Source organism: Streptomyces sp. BoleA5 (genome assembly GCF_000373665.1).
Taxonomy (GTDB): domain Bacteria; phylum Actinomycetota; class Actinomycetes; order Streptomycetales; family Streptomycetaceae; genus Actinacidiphila.
The window spans coordinates 61,132-77,637 of record NZ_KB892090.1 but is presented as its reverse complement, the minus strand read 5'-3'; the positions used below and the strand labels follow the sequence as shown (position 1 = coordinate 77,637).

11 protein-coding genes and 1 pseudogene are annotated in these 16,506 nt (G+C 72.7%); 7 read left to right on the top strand and 5 right to left on the bottom strand.

The genetic code is table 11. The features are described 5' to 3' along the window. Positions 1-126: 126 nt before the first annotated feature. Positions 127-1,356 (top strand): GNAT family N-acetyltransferase, encoded by a 1,230-nt coding sequence (locus B085_RS0100320; protein WP_018556557.1) that lies wholly within the window; start codon positions 127-129, stop codon positions 1,354-1,356. A gap of 68 nt (positions 1,357-1,424) precedes the next feature. On the opposite strand, the gene B085_RS0100315 is transcribed toward B085_RS0100320, so the two are convergent. Beyond that, positions 1,425-2,240, bottom strand: a complete 816-nt coding sequence (locus B085_RS0100315) for an Fpg/Nei family DNA glycosylase (RefSeq protein ID WP_018556556.1) — start codon at positions 2,238-2,240, stop codon at positions 1,425-1,427. 7 nt (positions 2,241-2,247) lie between these two features. Continuing rightward, a complete protein-coding gene (locus tag B085_RS0100310) occupies positions 2,248-2,736 on the bottom strand; it encodes a ribose-5-phosphate isomerase (RefSeq protein WP_018556555.1) in 489 nt (162 codons plus the stop codon). 140 nt (positions 2,737-2,876) lie between these two features. On the opposite strand from B085_RS0100310, the pseudogene B085_RS46165 reads away from it, so the two are divergent. Next, positions 2,877-3,655 (top strand): annotated as a pseudogene (locus B085_RS46165) (hypothetical protein). A gap of 158 nt (positions 3,656-3,813) precedes the next feature. On the opposite strand, the gene B085_RS0100300 reads toward B085_RS46165, so the two are convergent. Beyond that, the gene (locus tag B085_RS0100300) at positions 3,814-4,407 is read right to left on the bottom strand and encodes a biotin transporter BioY (RefSeq protein WP_018556553.1); all 594 of its coding nucleotides are present in this window, start codon (positions 4,405-4,407) and stop codon (positions 3,814-3,816) included. Between the two features lie 263 nt (positions 4,408-4,670). On the opposite strand from B085_RS0100300, the gene B085_RS0100295 reads away from it, so the two are divergent. Further along, the gene (locus tag B085_RS0100295; protein WP_018556552.1) at positions 4,671-5,600 is read left to right on the top strand and encodes a carbohydrate kinase family protein; all 930 of its coding nucleotides are present in this window, start codon (positions 4,671-4,673) and stop codon (positions 5,598-5,600) included. Positions 5,601-5,653: 53 nt separating this feature from the next. Further along, positions 5,654-6,355 (top strand): HAD family hydrolase, encoded by a 702-nt coding sequence (locus B085_RS0100290; protein ID WP_018556551.1) that lies wholly within the window; start codon positions 5,654-5,656, stop codon positions 6,353-6,355. A 15-nt stretch (positions 6,356-6,370) separates the two neighbouring features. On the opposite strand, the gene B085_RS0100285 is transcribed toward B085_RS0100290, so the two are convergent. Further along, a complete protein-coding gene (locus tag B085_RS0100285; protein ID WP_018556550.1) occupies positions 6,371-7,012 on the bottom strand; it encodes a DsbA family protein in 642 nt (213 codons plus the stop codon). Between the two features lie 161 nt (positions 7,013-7,173). Here B085_RS0100285 and pepN point away from each other — a divergent pair, with 161 nt between their 5' ends. After that, positions 7,174-9,753: an aminopeptidase N gene (pepN, locus tag B085_RS0100280; protein WP_018556549.1), complete on the top strand. Its 2,580-nt coding sequence runs from the start codon at positions 7,174-7,176 to the stop codon at positions 9,751-9,753. A gap of 245 nt (positions 9,754-9,998) precedes the next feature. Then, the gene (locus B085_RS0100275) at positions 9,999-10,973 is read left to right on the top strand and encodes a hypothetical protein (RefSeq protein ID WP_018556548.1); all 975 of its coding nucleotides are present in this window, start codon (positions 9,999-10,001) and stop codon (positions 10,971-10,973) included. A 9-nt stretch (positions 10,974-10,982) separates the two neighbouring features. Here the strand turns inward: B085_RS0100275 and B085_RS0100270 are convergent, their stop codons facing one another. Beyond that, entirely contained in the window at positions 10,983-12,731 is a 1,749-nt protein-coding gene (locus tag B085_RS0100270) for a TIGR03767 family metallophosphoesterase (protein ID WP_026250529.1), read from the bottom strand. Between the two features lie 411 nt (positions 12,732-13,142). On the opposite strand from B085_RS0100270, the gene B085_RS0100265 reads away from it, so the two are divergent. Then, positions 13,143-16,460: a S8 family serine peptidase gene (locus B085_RS0100265; RefSeq protein WP_420706561.1), complete on the top strand. Its 3,318-nt coding sequence runs from the start codon at positions 13,143-13,145 to the stop codon at positions 16,458-16,460. Positions 16,461-16,506: the final 46 nt, after the last annotated feature.

Here is a 16,506-nt window from a genome sequence, read left to right as displayed (position 1 = left end):
TCCCGGCGACCCTATCCACCCTCACCCGTTCTCCGCATCGGAGGTGCCCCACAGGGTGCGCCGATTCGCCGCCACGACCGGCGAAAACCGGTCGCCCGCCCCCGCGGCGGCTGATAGGCAGGGCACATGACGGTGGAGTTGCGGGTTCTCGAGTCCGAACAGTGGGACGAGTGGTTCAGCACGCTGGAACGCGCGTTCGGCAGCGCGGTCTGGCCGACGGAGGAGCGGGAGTTCGACCGCGGGGTGACCGAGCTCTCCCGGTCGATCGCGGCCTGGGACGGCGCGGAGGTCGTCGGCACCGCGGGGGCGTTCTCCTTCCGCATGGCGGTGCCGGGCGGCGCCGTGGTCCCGGCGGCGGGCGTCACCATGGTCAGCGTCGCCTCGACGCACCGCCGGCGCGGGCTGCTGAGCTCGATGATGCGGCGGCAGCTGGACGAGGTGCACGAACTGGGCGAGCCCCTCGCGGTGCTCACGGCGTCAGAGCCGGCGATCTACGGCCGGTTCGGCTACGAGGTCGCCACCCGCCAGACGAGCCTGGAGGTCGACACCCTGCGGGCCGGCCTCACCGTGCCCGCGGGCGCCGACGCGGTCACGCTGCGCTTCGCCGACCCCGAGAAGGCCCTGGCGGCCTGCGAGGAGGTCTACGGGCGGCTGGTGCCCACCCGGCCGGGCATGCTGGAGCGGCGGCGGAACTGGGAGCGCAAGGGCGTACTCGACCCGGAGGCGTTCCGGGACGGCGCCTCGAAACTGCTCTGCGTGGTCGCCGAGCGCGACGGAGAGGTGCGGGGCTATACCCGGTACGCGGTGAAGTCCGCCTGGAACCCGGCCGGACCGGACGGAACGGTGGTGCTGCGCGACCTGGAGGCACTGGATCCGGACACATATGCCGCGCTGTGGCGCTACCTGTTCGGCATCGACCTCACCTGCCGCATCACCGCGCGCAACCGCCCCGCCGACGACCCGGTCCTGCACCTGGTCGACGACGTGCGCCGCTGCGGCGTGCGCGTCAGGGAGGGCCTGCTGCTGCGCCCGGTCGAGGTGGGCGCGGCCCTGTCGGCCCGTACCTACGCGGCCCCGCTGGACGTCGTACTGGAGGTCTCCGACCCCTTCTGCCCCTGGAACGAGGGCCGCTGGCGGCTCGGCGGCGACGCCAAGGGCGCCACGTGCGAACGGACGACGGACGCCGCGGACCTTGCGCTGTCGGTGCGCGAGCTGGGCGCGGCCTACCTGGGTGACGTCTCGCTGACCGCGCTGGCGCGGGCCGGCCGCGTACGGGAGCTGCGGCAGGGCGCGCTCCGGGAGGCCGCCGTGGCCTTCGGCGGCGACATCGCCCCCTGGCTGCCGCACGGCTTCTGAGCCCGAGGTCCCGGCGCGCGTTCCCCGGCCGGGGTGCTCCCGTTCGCGGGTGCCTCCGGCCGGCGGCGTCAGCCCAGGGCGGGCTGGCAGGAGGGGCACCAGAAGAGGTTGCGTGCCACCAGGGAGGCGGTGCGCACCTCGGTGCCGCAGAGGTGGCAGGGCATCCCGGCGCGGCGGTAGACGTAGACCTCGCCGCCGTGGTCGTCGACGCGCGGTGGACGGCCCATGGCCTCGGGGGTGTGCTCGGGGCGGACGGTGTCGATGCGGTTGTTCCGCACGCCCTCGCGCATCAGCGCCACCAGATCGGCCCAGATCGCGTCCCAGCGCGCACGGTCCAGGTCGCGTCCCGCCAGGTACGGGTCGACGCCGTGCCGGAAGAGGACCTCGGCGCGGTAGACGTTGCCGACGCCGGCGACGACCTTCTGGTCCATCAGCAGCGCGGCGACGCTGGTGCGGCTGCGCGCCACGCGGGCCCAGGCGGTCTCCCCGGTGTCGGCCGGCCGGAGCGGGTCCGGGCCGAGCCGGTCGTGTATCGCCTGCTTCTCGGCCCCGGTGATCAGCTCGCAGGCGGTCGGCCCGCGCAGGTCGGCGTGGTGCCCCTCGGTGGCCAGACGGAGCCTGACCTGGCCGACGGGGGCCGCGCCCGGGCCGGTGCCGAAGCCGAACTTCCCGTACAGCCCGAGGTGGACGTGGACCCAGCCGACCGGGCCGAAGCCCAGGAAGAGGTGCTTGCCGTGGGCCTCCGCGGACTCCATCACGGTGCCGTCCAGGAGGGCGGCGCCGTCGGAGAACTTGCCCTGCGGACTGCTCGCGCGGACCACGCGGCCGGCGAAGCGTTCCCCGTGGTCCGCGGCGAGGCGGTGGATCGTATGCCCTTCGGGCATGCCCGGATCAGCCCTCCTGCGGGTGGTGCGGGGGGATCGGGGGCAGCTCGCCGGTGGTCTCGTACGCGGTGAGCATGTCGATGCGGCGGGTGTGGCGCGGCTCGCCCGAGTAGGGCGTGCCGAGGAAGACCTCGACGAACTTGGTGGCGTCGTCCGTGGTGTGCATGCGGGCGCCGACGCTGATCACGTTGGCGTCGTTGTGCTCGCGGCCGAGGGTCGCGGTCTCCTGGCTCCACGCGAGCACGGCCCGGACGCCCTTGACCTTGTTGGCGGCGATGGCCTCGCCGTTGCCCGAGCCGCCGATCACGATGCCGAAGGAGCCGGGGTCCGCGGCGGTGCGCTCCGCGGCGCGCAGGCAGAACGGCGGGTAGTCGTCCTGGGCGTCGTAGACGTGGGGGCCGCAGTCGACGGGCTCGTGCCCGTTGGCCTCGAGCCACTCCACCAGGTGGTTTTTGAGTTCAAAGCCGGCATGGTCGGAACCGAGGTACACGCGCATACGGACGAGTGTCGCACGGGCACGCTGGGCGACATGCCGTGGGTGTTCCGTGAGGGGAATTTGAGTGTGCGCTGAGGGTGGGACAACGAAACGGAATAAAAGGTTCCCCGATCGCGCCGGGCCGTGTTTCATGCCACCCCATGAGTACACGTCCCCCCACCCCAGTGGCCGGCTCCACCGCTCCGGCCCACGAGGCCGCGACGGAGCAGCAGGACGGCTCGGGCCTGAAGGCCGGGCTCAAGAACCGCCACCTGTCGATGATCGCGATCGGCGGTGTGATCGGCGCAGGCCTCTTCGTCGGCTCGGCCTCCGGCATCGCCGCCGCCGGACCCGGCATCCTCGTGTCGTACGCCCTCGTCGGCGTGATGGTCGTCTTCGTCATGCGCATGCTGGGCGAGATGGCCGCCGCCAACCCCACCTCCGGCTCCTTCTCCGCCTACGCCGACCGCGCGCTGGGCCGCTGGGCCGGCGCGGTGACGCGCCCAAGGCCTTCGCCCGCACCACCGGCCGCGGTGTGCCGCAGGCGGCGATCCTGGGCTCGGTCGTCTTCGGCTTCTTGGCGGTCTTCTTCAACTACCGGTACCCCGACACCGTCTTCCTCTTCCTGCTCAACGCCTCCGGCGCGATCGCCCTGTTCGTGTGGCTGGTGATCTGCTTCTCCCAGCTGCGCATGCGGAAGATCATCCTGAGGGAGGCCCCGGAGCGGCTGCGGGTGCGGATGTGGCTGTACCCGTACCTGACCTGGGCGACGATCCTGATGATCGTGTTCGTGCTCGGCTACATGCTCACCGACACCGCCGACGGCGGCGGCCGGGACCAGGTGGTCGTCTCGGTGCTGGCGGCCCTCGCCGTCGTCGCCGTCGCGGTGGTGCGCCAACTGCTTCACAAGGGCCGGAAGGACTCCCCCACCCGCTCGTAGGCGGCCGGCGCGGCGGACCCGGCCGCACGGCCGGCCTGCTGCTGGGCGGCGCCCTGTGGCTGACCCGGCGCGGGCCGGCGCCACGGCACTGACGCGGAACGGGTGGGGGCGGGGCCTGCGCCCCGCCCCCACCCGGGTGCGTCGTACGCCGTGTCCGGTCAGCCGCGGCGGCCGGCCAGCTTCCAGGCGGCGGGCAGCGCACCCATGGCGAGGGCGGCCTTCAGCGCGTCGCCGATGAGGTACGGGGTCAGGCCCAGCGCCACGGCCTGGCCGGCGTTCAGCTGCGCGGCCAGCGCCAGGTAGGGGACGCCCACGGCGTAGGTCACGGCGCTGCCGGCCACCATGACGCCGGCCATCCGCCACACGCTGCGGTCGGCACCCCGCCGGGCCAGCGCGCCCACGAGCGCCGACGCCAGCGCCATGCCGAGGATGTAGCCGAAGCTCGGCGCCGCGGCACCGGACGAGCCCTCCGCGAACCACGGCACCCCGGCCACACCGGCCACCGCGTACAGCGCGAGCGCCAGGAAGCCGCGGCGCGCGCCGAGGGCCGTGCCCACCAGCAGCGCGGCGAAGGTCTGGCCCGTCACGGGCACCGGCGACCCGGGGACCGGCACCGACAACTGAGCGGCCAGGCCGGTCAGTACGGCGCCACCGGTCACGAGGGCCACGTCGCGCAGCCGCGACGCGGGGATGAGGTCGGCGAGGACCGGGTGGGTCCGTACGGCGGAAGCGGCGGGAACTGCGCTGGCCATCGGGTGACTCCGCGGGGTGAGGTCAGGTTCGGGACACCGTGACGTTAACCCGCCCCGCCCTCACCGATCATCGTCCGCCGATCACAAAGGCCTGATCACGGCCTTGGTCGCCTTCCTACAAGGAAGCCGCACCGGGCGTGAGCTTCGTCACCCGGGCCTTAGTGGGGTTTCTCCAATCACCGCCGGAGCGTCGCGGGAGCCCCGCCGGCGGCCGGCTGCGACACGGCTCCGGCGGCCGGTCGGCGGCCTCCTATGCTGCCCGCATGAGCGCTCCGTCCTCTCCCTCCCGCGTCGGCGTCGTCGGCGAGGTCCTCGTCGACCTGCTGTGGCGTTCCGGGGAGCGGCAGGTCACACCGGTGCCCGGCGGCAGCCCCGCCAACGTCGCGGTCGGCCTGCACCGGCTGGGGCGGCCGACCACCCTGGTCACCACGTGGGGCGACGACCCGCCCGGCGAACTGGTGCGGGCGCATCTGGAGTCCACCGGGGTCGAGGTGGTGCGGGCCGCGAGCCCGGCCGGGCGCACCACGCTGGCGATGGCCTACCTCGACCGGGACGGCTCCGCCTCGTACGACTTCCTGGCCTCGTGGGACCCGGAGCGGCTGCCGCTGCCCGCGGACACCGCGGTGCTGCACACCGGTTCGCTCGCCGCGGTGGTGGAACCGGGTGCGGCGCGGGTGCTGGAGCTCTGCCGCGAGCTGCACGCCGTACCGGGGCGCACCGTCGTCGCCGACCTCAACGTGCGGCCGGCCGTCCAGCCCGACCGGCTCGCCTACCGCCGGGCGTGCCTGCGGCTGGCCGCCGTCACCGACGTGGTCAAGGCCAGCGACGTCGACCTGGCGTGGCTCTTCCCGCGGTTCGCCCCGCAGGAGGCGGCGCGGGCGCTGCTCGCCGAGGGGCCGGCGCTCGCGGTCGTCACGCTGGGCGCGCAGGGCGCGTTCGCGGTGACCGGGGACACCCTCGTACGGGTGGCCGCGCCCGAGGTCCGCGTCGTCGACACCATCGGGGCGGGCGACGCCTTCCAGGCGGCGCTGCTCGACGCGATCGCCGATGGCGGCGTCCCCGCCTCGCGCGAGGGCCTCGCCTCCGTGCTGGAGCGCTGCGTCACGGCCGCGGCGCTCAACTGCACGCGCGTGGGCGCCGATCCGCCGTCCCGCGCGGAGCTGGACGCGGCGCTCGCCGCACGGCACGTCTGACCCCGGCGGAAAATGCGCGGCCTGCGGGCACGGGCTCTGGTTACCCTCGCGGGATGGACGAGGCACGGCTGACGGGGCAGGTACTGGTCTTCGACGCGGACGACACGTTGTGGGAGAACAACGTCGTCTTCGAGCGGGTGATAGAGGACTTCCTGGACTGGGTGGACCATCCCGTCCTTGACCGCACGCAGATCAGGGCGCTGCTCAACGAGATCGAGGCGGCGAACGCGGTCGTCCACGGCTACGGCAGCAAGGTCTTCCTGCGCAGCCTCGGCGAGCTCCTGGAGCGGCTGCGGGAACGCCCCGTCACGCAGGACGAGCTGCGGCGGGTGGACGAGCTGGCGGTGGCCTTCGTGGAGCACCGGGTGGAGCTGATGCCCGGCGTGGCGGGCACGCTGCACGAGCTGGGCACCCGCCACGAGCTGCTGCTCCTCACCAAGGGCGACGAGGAGGAGCAGGCGCGCAAGGTGGCGGCCTCCGGGCTGGCGGACCGCTTCCGGGGGGTGCACATCGTGCCGGAGAAGGCCGCGGGCACCTACCGCGCGCTTCTGGCGGAGTACGGCTTCGCGCCGGGCAGGAGCTGGATGATCGGGAACTCCCCGAAGTCGGACATCCTGCCCGCACGCGAGGCCGGGATGGGCGCGGTGTTCATCCCCAACGAGAACACCTGGGTGCTGGAGCAGTCCGAGCTGGATCCGGCCGACGAGCGGGTGCTGCGGCTGGCGGCCTTTCCCGAACTGCTCCGGCATTTCTGACCGGGCCGGCCGGGCTCAGTCGAAGACCGGGCCCTGGTCGCGGGTCCGCTTGATCTCGTAGAAGCCGGGGGTCGACGCGACGAGCAGGGTGCCGTCCCACAGGCGGGCCGCGGCCTCGCCCTTGGGCGCCGGGGTGACGACCGGGCCGAAGAAGGCGATCTGCTCGCCGTCGGCGCCGGGGACGGCGATGACCGGGGTGCCGACGTCCTGGCCGACCTTGGAGATGCCCTCCTGGTGGGAGGCGCGCAGCTCCGCGTCGTAGGCGTCGCTGCGGGCGAAGTCGGCGAGCTCGGCGGGCAGGCCCGCCTCCTCCAGTGCGGCGACGATCACGTCGTGGTCCTTGTGGCCCAGGCCCTGGTTGTGGATGCGGGTGCCCAGCGCGGTGTAGAGGGGGCCGAGCACCTTGCTGCCGTACTTCTGCTCGGCGGCGATGCAGACGCGGACGGGGCCCCAGGCCGTGGTCAGGAACTCCCGGTACTGCTCGGGCAGCTCGTCGCGGTTCTCGTTGAGGACGGCGAGGCTCATCACGTGCCAGCGCACCTCGACGGGCCGCACCTTCTCCACCTCCAGCATCCAGCGGGAGGTCATCCACGCCCAGGGGCAGGCGGGGTCGAACCAGAAGTCCACCGGGGTGGGGGTGGTTGTGGTCTCGGTCACGTTTCTCTCCTCCGGGCATGGCGCGGTGCCGCGTTGTTTCCCAGGGCGCAACGCCCTCGCCGCCGTCCCCATTCCCGTGCGCCGCCGTCAGGGCCGACATGCGAAGATGCGTGGCGTCCACAAGACAGATCCCACGACGGCGTGCGAAGGATGGAGACCCCGTGCCCGGTGAGAACCTCACGCGTGACGAGGCCCGAGAGCGGGCACGGCTGCTCGCTGTGGACGGTTACGAGGTCGCCCTCGACCTCCGGTCGGCGCTGCGCCCTCAGGAGCGGACGTTCCGGTCGGTGACGACGATCAGGTTCCGCTGCACTGAGCCCGGCGCGTCCAGCTTCGCCGACCTGCTCGCCCCCTCGGTGACGTCGGTGACACTCAACGGCCGCGAGCTCGACCCCGCGGAGGTCTTCGACGGGACGCGGATCGCGCTGGACGGCCTCGCCGCCGAGAACGTCCTGGTGGTGGACGCGCAGTGCGCCTACAGCCGGACGGGCGAGGGCATGCACCGTTTCACCGACCCCGAGGACGGCGAGGTCTACCTCTACACGCAGTACGAGCCGGCCGACGCCCGCCGGGTCTTCGCCGACTTTGAGCAGCCCGACCTGAAGGCGCCGTTCACCTTCTCCGTCACCGCGCCCGAGTCCTGGGTGGTGCTCGGCAACGAGCGGGTGACCGGGGTCTCCGGCGGCGGCGAGACGCGGCACTTCGCGCCGACCCGGCCGATCTCCACGTACATCACGGCGGTCGTGGCCGGGCCTTACCACATGGTCCACGACACCTACCGGCGCGCGCTGCCGGACGGCTCCGAGCTGGAGATCCCGCTGGGCGCGCTGTGCCGCAAGGGCCTCGCCCGGCACTTCGACGCCGACGAGATCTTCACCGTCACCAAGCAGGGACTGGACTTCTTCCACGACCACTTCGGCTACCCGTACCCCTTCGGGAAGTACGACCAGGCCTTTGTGCCCGAGTACAACATCGGCGCGATGGAGAACCCGGGGCTGGTCACCTTCCGCGAGGAGTACGTCTTCCGCGGCAAGGTCACCCGGGCGTCCTACGAGGCCCGGGCGAACGTCATCCTGCACGAGATGGCGCACATGTGGTTCGGCGACCTGGTCACCATGCGGTGGTGGGACGACCTGTGGCTGAAGGAGTCCTTCGCCGACTTCATGGGCGCCTTCTCACTGGTGGAGGCCACCCGCTACAAGGACGGCTGGATCACCTTCGCCAACCGCCGCAAGGCCTGGGCCTACCGCGCCGACCAGCTGCCCTCCACCCACCCGGTCACGGCCGACATCCGCGACCTGGAGGACGCCAAGCTCAACTTCGACGGCATCACGTACGCCAAGGGCGCCAGCGTGCTCAAGCAGCTGGTGGCGTACGTCGGGCGGGACGCCTTCCTGGAGGGCGCGCGCCGCTACTTCCAGCGCCACGCCTACGGCAACACCGAGCTGGGCGACCTGTTGTCGGTGCTGGCGGAGACCTCGGGGCGCGACATGGCCGGGTGGTCGCGGTCCTGGCTGCAGACCGCGGGCGTCAACTCGCTGACCCCGCAGGTGGCGTACGACGCCGACGGACGGATCACCGAGCTGGCCGTGGTGCAGGATGCAGCGCCCTCGCACCCCGAACTGCGGCCGCACCGGGTCGCGGTGGGGCTCTACCGGCGCACCGCGCAGGGCACCGTGGAGCGCTACGCGCGCGTCGAGACCGACGTCGCGGGCCCGCGCACGGTGGTGGGCGAGCTCGCCGGGGCGGAACGTCCCGACCTGGTGCTGGTCAACGACGACGACCTGACCTACTGCAAGATCCGCTTCGACGAGGACTCCCTGGCCACGGTGCGGGAGCACCTGGGCTCGCTCACCGACCCCATGGCCCGCGCCCTGGCCTGGTCCGCGGTGTGGAACATGACCCGCGACGGGCTGATGCCCGCCCGGGACTACCTCGGCCTGGTGCTGCGCTTCGCCGGCGCGGAGACCGACATCGGCGTCCTGCAGGGGCTGCACATGCAGGCCCGTACGGCGCTGAGCGACTACGCGGCGCCGGCCTGGCGCGAGCAGGGCGGGCGCGAGCTGGCCGACGGCGCGCTGCGCGAGTTGCGCGCGGCGGCCCCGGGCAGCGGCCACCAGCTGGCCTGGGCCCGCTTCCACGCGGCCGTGGCCTCCGGGGACGCCGGGACGGACGTGCTGCGCGGGCTGCTCGACGGCACCGAGAAGATCGACGGGCTCGAGGTCGACCAGGAGCTGCGCTGGGCCTTCCTGGAGGCCCTGGCCGCGGGCGGCCGGGCCGACGAGGCCGCCGTCGCGGCGGAGCTGGCCCGCGACGACACCGCCTCCGGCAAGCGGCACCAGGTGCGCTGCCTGGCGGCGCGGCCCTCCGCGACCGTCAAGGAGCAGTGCTGGGCGTCGGTCGTGGAGTCCGACGCGCTGTCCAACGCGCTCGTCGAGGCCACCATCGCGGGCTTCGACCAGGCGAGCCAGCGCGAGCTGCTCGCCCCCTACGCGGACCGCTATTTCGAGGTGATCGAGCGGGTCTGGAAGGGGCGCTCTATCGAGATCGGCATGGCCGTGGTCCGCGGGCTCTTCCCGCACCACCAGGACCGGCCCGCCACGCTCGACGCCGCGGACTCCTGGCTGGCCGCCCACGCGGACGCGCCGCCGGCGCTGCGCCGGCTGGTCGCCGAGTGCCGTGACGACCTCGCGCGGGCGCTGCGGGCGCAGGAGCGGGACGCGGCGGCGGGGGCCGTCTGAGGCCTCCCTCCCGGAAGGGAACAGGTGACCGGTCACCCCAATGGCGTACACGGGGTACCGCCCGGCCCCGGTGGTGCGACAGCATCGCCGGGGCCGCCCGCAGGTGGGAGAGGTAGGTCACCCGAATAGGTGAAAAACGGCACTCGGCAACCGAACGCCTGAACTTTAGTGCGGTGATGTCCGCATTTGTCGACGGTACGGTAACAGCCGTTAGCCTCCCCGGGGGATGCGGGAATCCACCCGCCATGAACCACAACATCCCCCTCAGCCCCCGCCCCCTCGACCACCTCTCCCGCACCCGGCCGACCGTGCTGTCGGCCCGCCAGCTGCGGGAGCACGGCGTCGCCCCGGAGACGCTGGCCGAGCGCAGCCGCCCCGGCGGTCCCTGGCAGGAGGTACTGCCCCGGGTGTACGTCCTCCACCGCGGCCGGCCCACCGGCGACGAGCGCGTCCGGGCGGCACTGCTCTACGCGGGCCGCGAGGCGATGGTCACAGGGCTCGCGGCGCTCGCCCTGCACCGCTTCTCCTCGGTGCCGCCGCTGGTCGGCCTGGACCGGATCGACCTGCTGGTGACCCGGCAGCGGCGGCTGCGGGCCGTCGGCGACGTGGGGCTGGTGCGCACCACCGCGCTGCCCCGGCCGCGCGAGGTGCAGGGCGTGCCGTGCGCGCCGCTGCCCCGGGCACTGGCGGACGCGGTGGAGGAGCTGGACGACGCCCGGGCGGTGGGCCAGGTGCTGACCGAGGCGGTGCGCGGCGGCCACTGCGAGGCGTCGGCGCTGGTCGCGGAGCTGAGCCGGGCCCGTCTGCTGTCCCGCCCGCACGTGGTGGAGGCGGTGGACGCGCTGGTGGCCGAGGGCCGCGCGATCGCCGAGAAGCGGCTGTACACGATGGTGCGCTGCTACGGGCTGCCCGACCCGCTGTGGAACGTGGACCTGCGGCTGCCGGGCGGCCCGTACCTGGGCGGCGTGGACGCGTACTGGCCGGAGCACGCGGTCGCGGTCGAGCTCGACGCCCGCGTACCCCGCCAGGAGGACGACGCCCTGTGGGCCGAGTACGCCCGCAGGCGCGAGCACCTGGAGCGACTCGGCATCTCGGTGGTGCACATCACTCCGCGCAAGCTCCGGGAGTCCCTGGAGCAGCAGGCCACCGTCGTCCGTACGGCCCTGATGGCCGCGGCCGACCGCAACCCCGCGTCGTGGGTGGTGGTGCTGCCGCGGTGACCCCGGCGGTCAGCGCTTCTTCAGCAGCAGTTCCACGTTGCGGTCGCCCGGCTCGCCGGAGAGCGTCACCCGGGAGCCCGGCGCGTTGAACGCGAGCTCGCGGTAGAGCGACGCGAGCCCGGTCTGCGACAGGTCGGAGAGATCGGTGCGGTAGGGAGCGGCGGACTCCACGAGCGTGCAGAGCAGCGAGAGCGTGCCGTCGTGGTTGTCGGTCAGCTCGATGATCCGGGCCAGCTGCGGATAGTCGACGTGGGAGGCGGTGGAGACCTCCCAGAAGGTGCCGTGCGGGACGATCCGGTTCTTGTGGCTGTGCCCGTTGATCCAGGCGGCGACGCCCGGATGCCGGCCGAGCAGCGCGAGCACCTCGTCGCCGCCGTGCCGCCGCTCGCCGGGGCGGGCGGGATCGCGGACCAGGTTGGTCATCGACCAGCTGGGGTGGTGGCTGAAGACCAGCACGGTCTCGCCGGCGTGCGCGGTGAGCGTCCGGTCCAGCCAGTTCAGCTGGTCCGTCCCGAGGGAGCCGCGGTAGTCGCCGCCACGGTCGGTGGTGTCGAGGCTGACGCCGAGCACGCCGTCGGAGATCCGGAACGCGTAGTGGAGCCGGCCGGAGTCGAGTTCGGCCGTCGTGTAGCCGTGGCCGACGGGACCGGCCCCGGCGTGCGCCGGGTCCAGATGGGCGGCGATGTACTCGCGCGGGGTGACCGGTGCCCGGCGTCCGTCGGGGGTGACGGTGCGGGTGGTGCGCTTGTAGCGGTTCCATGCCTCGCGGAAGCGGGTGCCCTGGGGGTCGGGCCCCTGGCGCAGGAACGTGTTGACGGCTTCGGCCTCGGCCGGGGGCAGCCAGAACAGCTTGCGTGAGCCCAGCGCCAGGTCGTGGAAGAAGGACGAGGCGGCGTACGAGCCCCCGTACAGCTGGTCGTGGTTGCCGATGGTGGAGTACCACGGGACTTTCAGGCCGGGGCTGTTGAGCTCGCGGACCGCGGCGGCGAGGAAGCCGGGCAGGCGGGGGTAGCCGGCCGCCTTGTCGGCGTCGCGCAACGCGTCGTCCGGCTGCCAGAAGCCCTTCAGCCCGGAGTCCTGCACGCCCTCGTAGTGGCCCGGGTCGCCCGAGTCGGGGGTGAACCGGCCGCCGCTCATCACCGCGAGGAACCAGTCCAGTTCGATGCGCGAGTTGTTGTCGGTGTTGTCGCCGGTGGTCATGACGAAGCCGATGGGCGTGCCGGTGGCGGGCCCGTACCGCAGGGCGTTGACCCGCTCGACGAGGGAGACGGCGCCGGCGTTGGTGAGCGCCTCCTGGGGACGCCAGCCGGCGGAGGCGGCGGAGCGCAGGAACTCGTAGCGCTGCGGGTTCTGCACATCCGTCAGGTGCAGGTCGGTGAACTGCACGAAGCAGGACAGGCTCGTACGGCGAGCGGCGCGGCCGCGCCCGGCGGCGGCCAGCTCGGTGCGGGTGACCCGCTTCCAGCCGGGGCCCTCACCGAGTCGGCGGTAGCCTCCCCGGCCGCGCGGGGCCGCGACGGAGTGCAGGGTCGTGCCCGCGGTGTAGGGCAGCGCGGCGGCCGGCCCGGCAGCTGACGTGGGGGCGGCCGGGAGGCCGGACGCGGGCCCGGTGACCGGTTCCGCGGGTGGGGGCGCGGCCGTCGCGTCGCCCGAACCGGGGACGAGCGCGAAACCGAGCCCCGCCCCGAGGGCGGTCGCACCCGAGGCGATCAGGACGTTGCGGCGGCTGAGGGCGGCAGCGGACACGGGACCAGGCATGGCGGGTTCCCCCGGTGGACGGTGGCTGCGGCGGCACTGCCGTGCCGCTCCTCACCGGATCGTTGGCACCCGGGATGGCCTGCGGTGCAACGCAGACGGAACGTCCGGCACCCATCTGTGGACGTGGATCAGCAGTCCTCCCGCGGGTCACCGGCGGCCGGTCCGGCGGTGGCCGGACGCTCATCCGGTGTTCACCGACCGCCGCGGCGGCGCCCGGCGTCGGGGCCCGAAGCGCCGGAGCACCGTCCGCCCGGACGCAATGGACCGGTTCGGCACGCTTCGCGCCCCGGCCCGGGTCCCGGCGTCTTGACGTATTCGCGTCATGTCGGTCTTACGCCATCTACGGCACTCCCCAACAACCCCACAGATGGCGCAATGTGTCGGTCAACTGGCGCCCAAATCTTGAACAGGATGCCCATGTCTCTCGATCACATACGCGGGAAGAGACGCGTGGTCCGAGTCGCGCTCGCGGCGGGTCTGGTAGCCGCGCTGACGACGACCGGAATCTCCGCCTCCACCGCTTTCGCCGACACGACCGGCGACCCGGCGGACGCGGCGGTGAAGACCGCGCACGACAAGCTCGGAACGGCCGACGCCGAACTGCTCGCCGAGGCCAAGGCCGGTGGCGACAAGAACGTCACCCTCATGATCGCCACCAAGAAGGGCTCCACCGAGCAGGTCTCGGACGAGCTCGGCGCCCTCAAGGGCGCCTCGGTGGACCGGACCTACGACAGCCTCGGCTACGTCCGTGCCACCGTCCCGACGGGCAAGGCGGACGCGGCGATCGAGGCGGCGCAGAAGCTCTCCTCGGTGCAGGCGATCGACCTCAAGCAGGAGATCGTCCTCGACGACCCGTCCCCGTCGGCCGACGGCGGCAAGGGCTCCTCGAAGGGCCACGGCCACGGACATGGGCACGGTTCCACCACGTACCCGGGTCCCGACGCGAAGACCCCGGCGAAGAACCCCTACCAGCCGTCGTTCGAGACCGGCGCGGTGGACTTCGTCAAGGACAACCCGAAGGCCGACGGCCGCGGCGTCACCATCGGCATCCTCGACTCGGGCGTCGACCTCGGCCACCCGGCGCTGCAGAAGACCACCACGGGCGAGCGCAAGATCGTCGACTGGGTCACCGCCACCGACCCGATCACCGACGGCGACGCCACCTGGCGCCGTATGACCAACGGCCCGAGCGTCACCTACCAGGGCCGCACCTGGTCCGCCCCCGAGGCGACGCAGCAGGTCACGGTCTTCTTCGAATCCGCCACCACCGGTGGCGACATGGCCGGTGACCTCAACCGCGACGGTGACACCACCGACTACTGGGGCGTCCTGTACGACCCGGCGAAGGGCACCGTCCGCCTCGACCTGAACGACAACGGGAACTTCGCCGACGACACCGAGATGAAGCCGTACAAGGACGGCTTCCAGATCGGCTACTTCGGCACCGACAACCCCGCCACCGCCATCTCCGAGCGGATCCCCTTCGTGGTGCAGGTCCGCAAGGACGTCCCCACGGACCCGTACGGCGGCACCTGGGTCGGCAAGAAGGCCGACTTCGTCAACATCGGCGTCATCGAGTCCGAGCACGGCACCCACGTGGCGGGCATCACCGCCGCCAACAGCCTGTTCGGCGGCAAGATGAACGGCGCCGCGCCGGGCGCGAAGATCGTCTCGTCGCGCGCCTGCACCTGGACCGGCGGCTGCACCAACGTGGCGCTGACCGAGGGCATGATCGACCTCGTGGTCAACCGCGGTGTGGACATCGTCAACATGTCCATCGGCGGCCTGCCCCCGCTGAACGACGGCAACAACGCCCGCGCGCAGACGTACACCCGTCTCATCGACGAGTACGGCGTGCAGCTGGTCATCTCCGCCGGCAACAGCGGCCCCGGCGCCAACACCATCGGCGACCCCGGCCTGGCCGACAAGGTCCTCAGTGTCGGTGCCACCATCTCCAAGGAGACCTGGGCGGCCAACTACGGCTCGCAGGTGACCAAGGCGTACGACATGATGCCCTTCTCCTCGCGCGGTCCGCGTGAGGACGGCGGCTTCGCGCCGATCATCTCCGCGCCCGGTGCCTCCATCAACACCATCCCGACCTGGGAGCCCGGTGGCCCCGTCGCGGAGGCCGGCTACAGCCTGCCGCCCGGCTACGCCATGCTGCAGGGCACGTCGATGGCCTCCCCGCAGGCGGCCGGCGCCTCCGCGCTGCTGCTGTCCGCGGCCAAGCAGGCGCGCATCCCGCTCTCCCCGGCGACCCTGCGCACCGCGCTGACCAGCACGACGAACAAGATCAAGGACGTCCCGGCGTACGCCCAGGGCTCCGGTCTGATCGACATCGTCGACGCCTGGCGCCTCATCAAGGCGGGCGCGAGCGCCCACACCTACACGGTCAAGGCCCCGGTCAGCACGTTCTTCTCGTCCGCGCTCGCCACGCCTGGCTACGGCACCGGCATCTACGACCGCGAGGGCGGCCTGAAGGCCGGTCAGACCAAGACGTACGACGTCACCATCACCCGCACCACCGGTCCGAACCGGTCCGTCCGGCACGACCTGGAGTGGGTGAACAACGACGGCACGTTCCGCTTCGCCGACTACGACAACGTGTGGCTGCCGCTGAACAAGCCGGTGACCGTGCGCGTCAAGGCCAAGCCCGGCTCGACCGGTCTGCACAGCGCGATCCTGACGGTCGACGACCCGGCGACGCGCGGCACCGACCAGCAGATCCTCAACACCGTGGTCGTCGCCACCCCGCAGGCCAAGCCGTCCTTCGCGGTCAAGGCCTCGGGCTCGGTGCAGCGCAACGGCACCAAGTCCTACTTCGTGACCGTCCCCGAGGGCGCCAAGACGCTCGAGATCAAGATGGGCGGCCTCGCCACCGGCAGCCAGACCCGCTTCATCGCGATCACCCCGTGGGGCATCCCGGCCGACCCGACCACGACGACCTTCTGCTACCCGAACTACACCACCACCAACGGGTGCCGTCCCGACCTGCGCTCCTACACCGACCCGATCCCGGGCGTGTGGGAGATCGAGGTCGAGGCGCGTCGTACCTCACCGGTGCTGAACAACCCGTACAACCTGACCGCGACCGCGCTCGGTGTCTCCTTCGACCCCGAGGTCCAGACCGTCGAGGAGGCCACGGTCGGCACCGCCGCCCCGGTCTCCTGGAAGGTCACCAACGGCTACGCCCCGGTGCAGGGCAAGCTGAAGGGCGGCGCGCTCGGCTCCGCCGCGGCCTCGCGCAAGACGATCGCCGACGGTGACAGCGTCACCAGCACGGTCGTCGTCCCCGCGGGCGCGTCCCGGCTGGACGTCGCCATCGGCGGCACCTCCGACACCTCCGCCGACCTCGACCTGACCGTGTTCCTCAACGGCACGCAGGTCGGCCAGTCCGCGGACGGCGACTCGGAGGAGGCCGTGAGCATCGCCAACCCGGCGGCCGGCACGTACACCATCCAGGTGGACGGCTACTCGGTCCCGGCCGGCACCACCGAGTACGACTACCGCGACGTCTTCTACTCGGCGACGCTGGGCTCGGTCGTCGTGGACGAGGCGGCGTCCGTACCGCTGGCCAACGGCGCCTCCGCGAACGTCGCGGCGAACGTCCTGGTCGCGGCCCCGGCCCCCGAGGGACGTCAGTTCTTCGGCGAGGTGCAGCTGCTGAACGCCGACGGCACCGCCGCCGGCACCGGCAGCGTGCTGATCGACAAGGTCGACGCGGGCTGACCCGCGGGCACGGCCTGATCACCGCCTGAAGGGGCGGGCGCTCCCC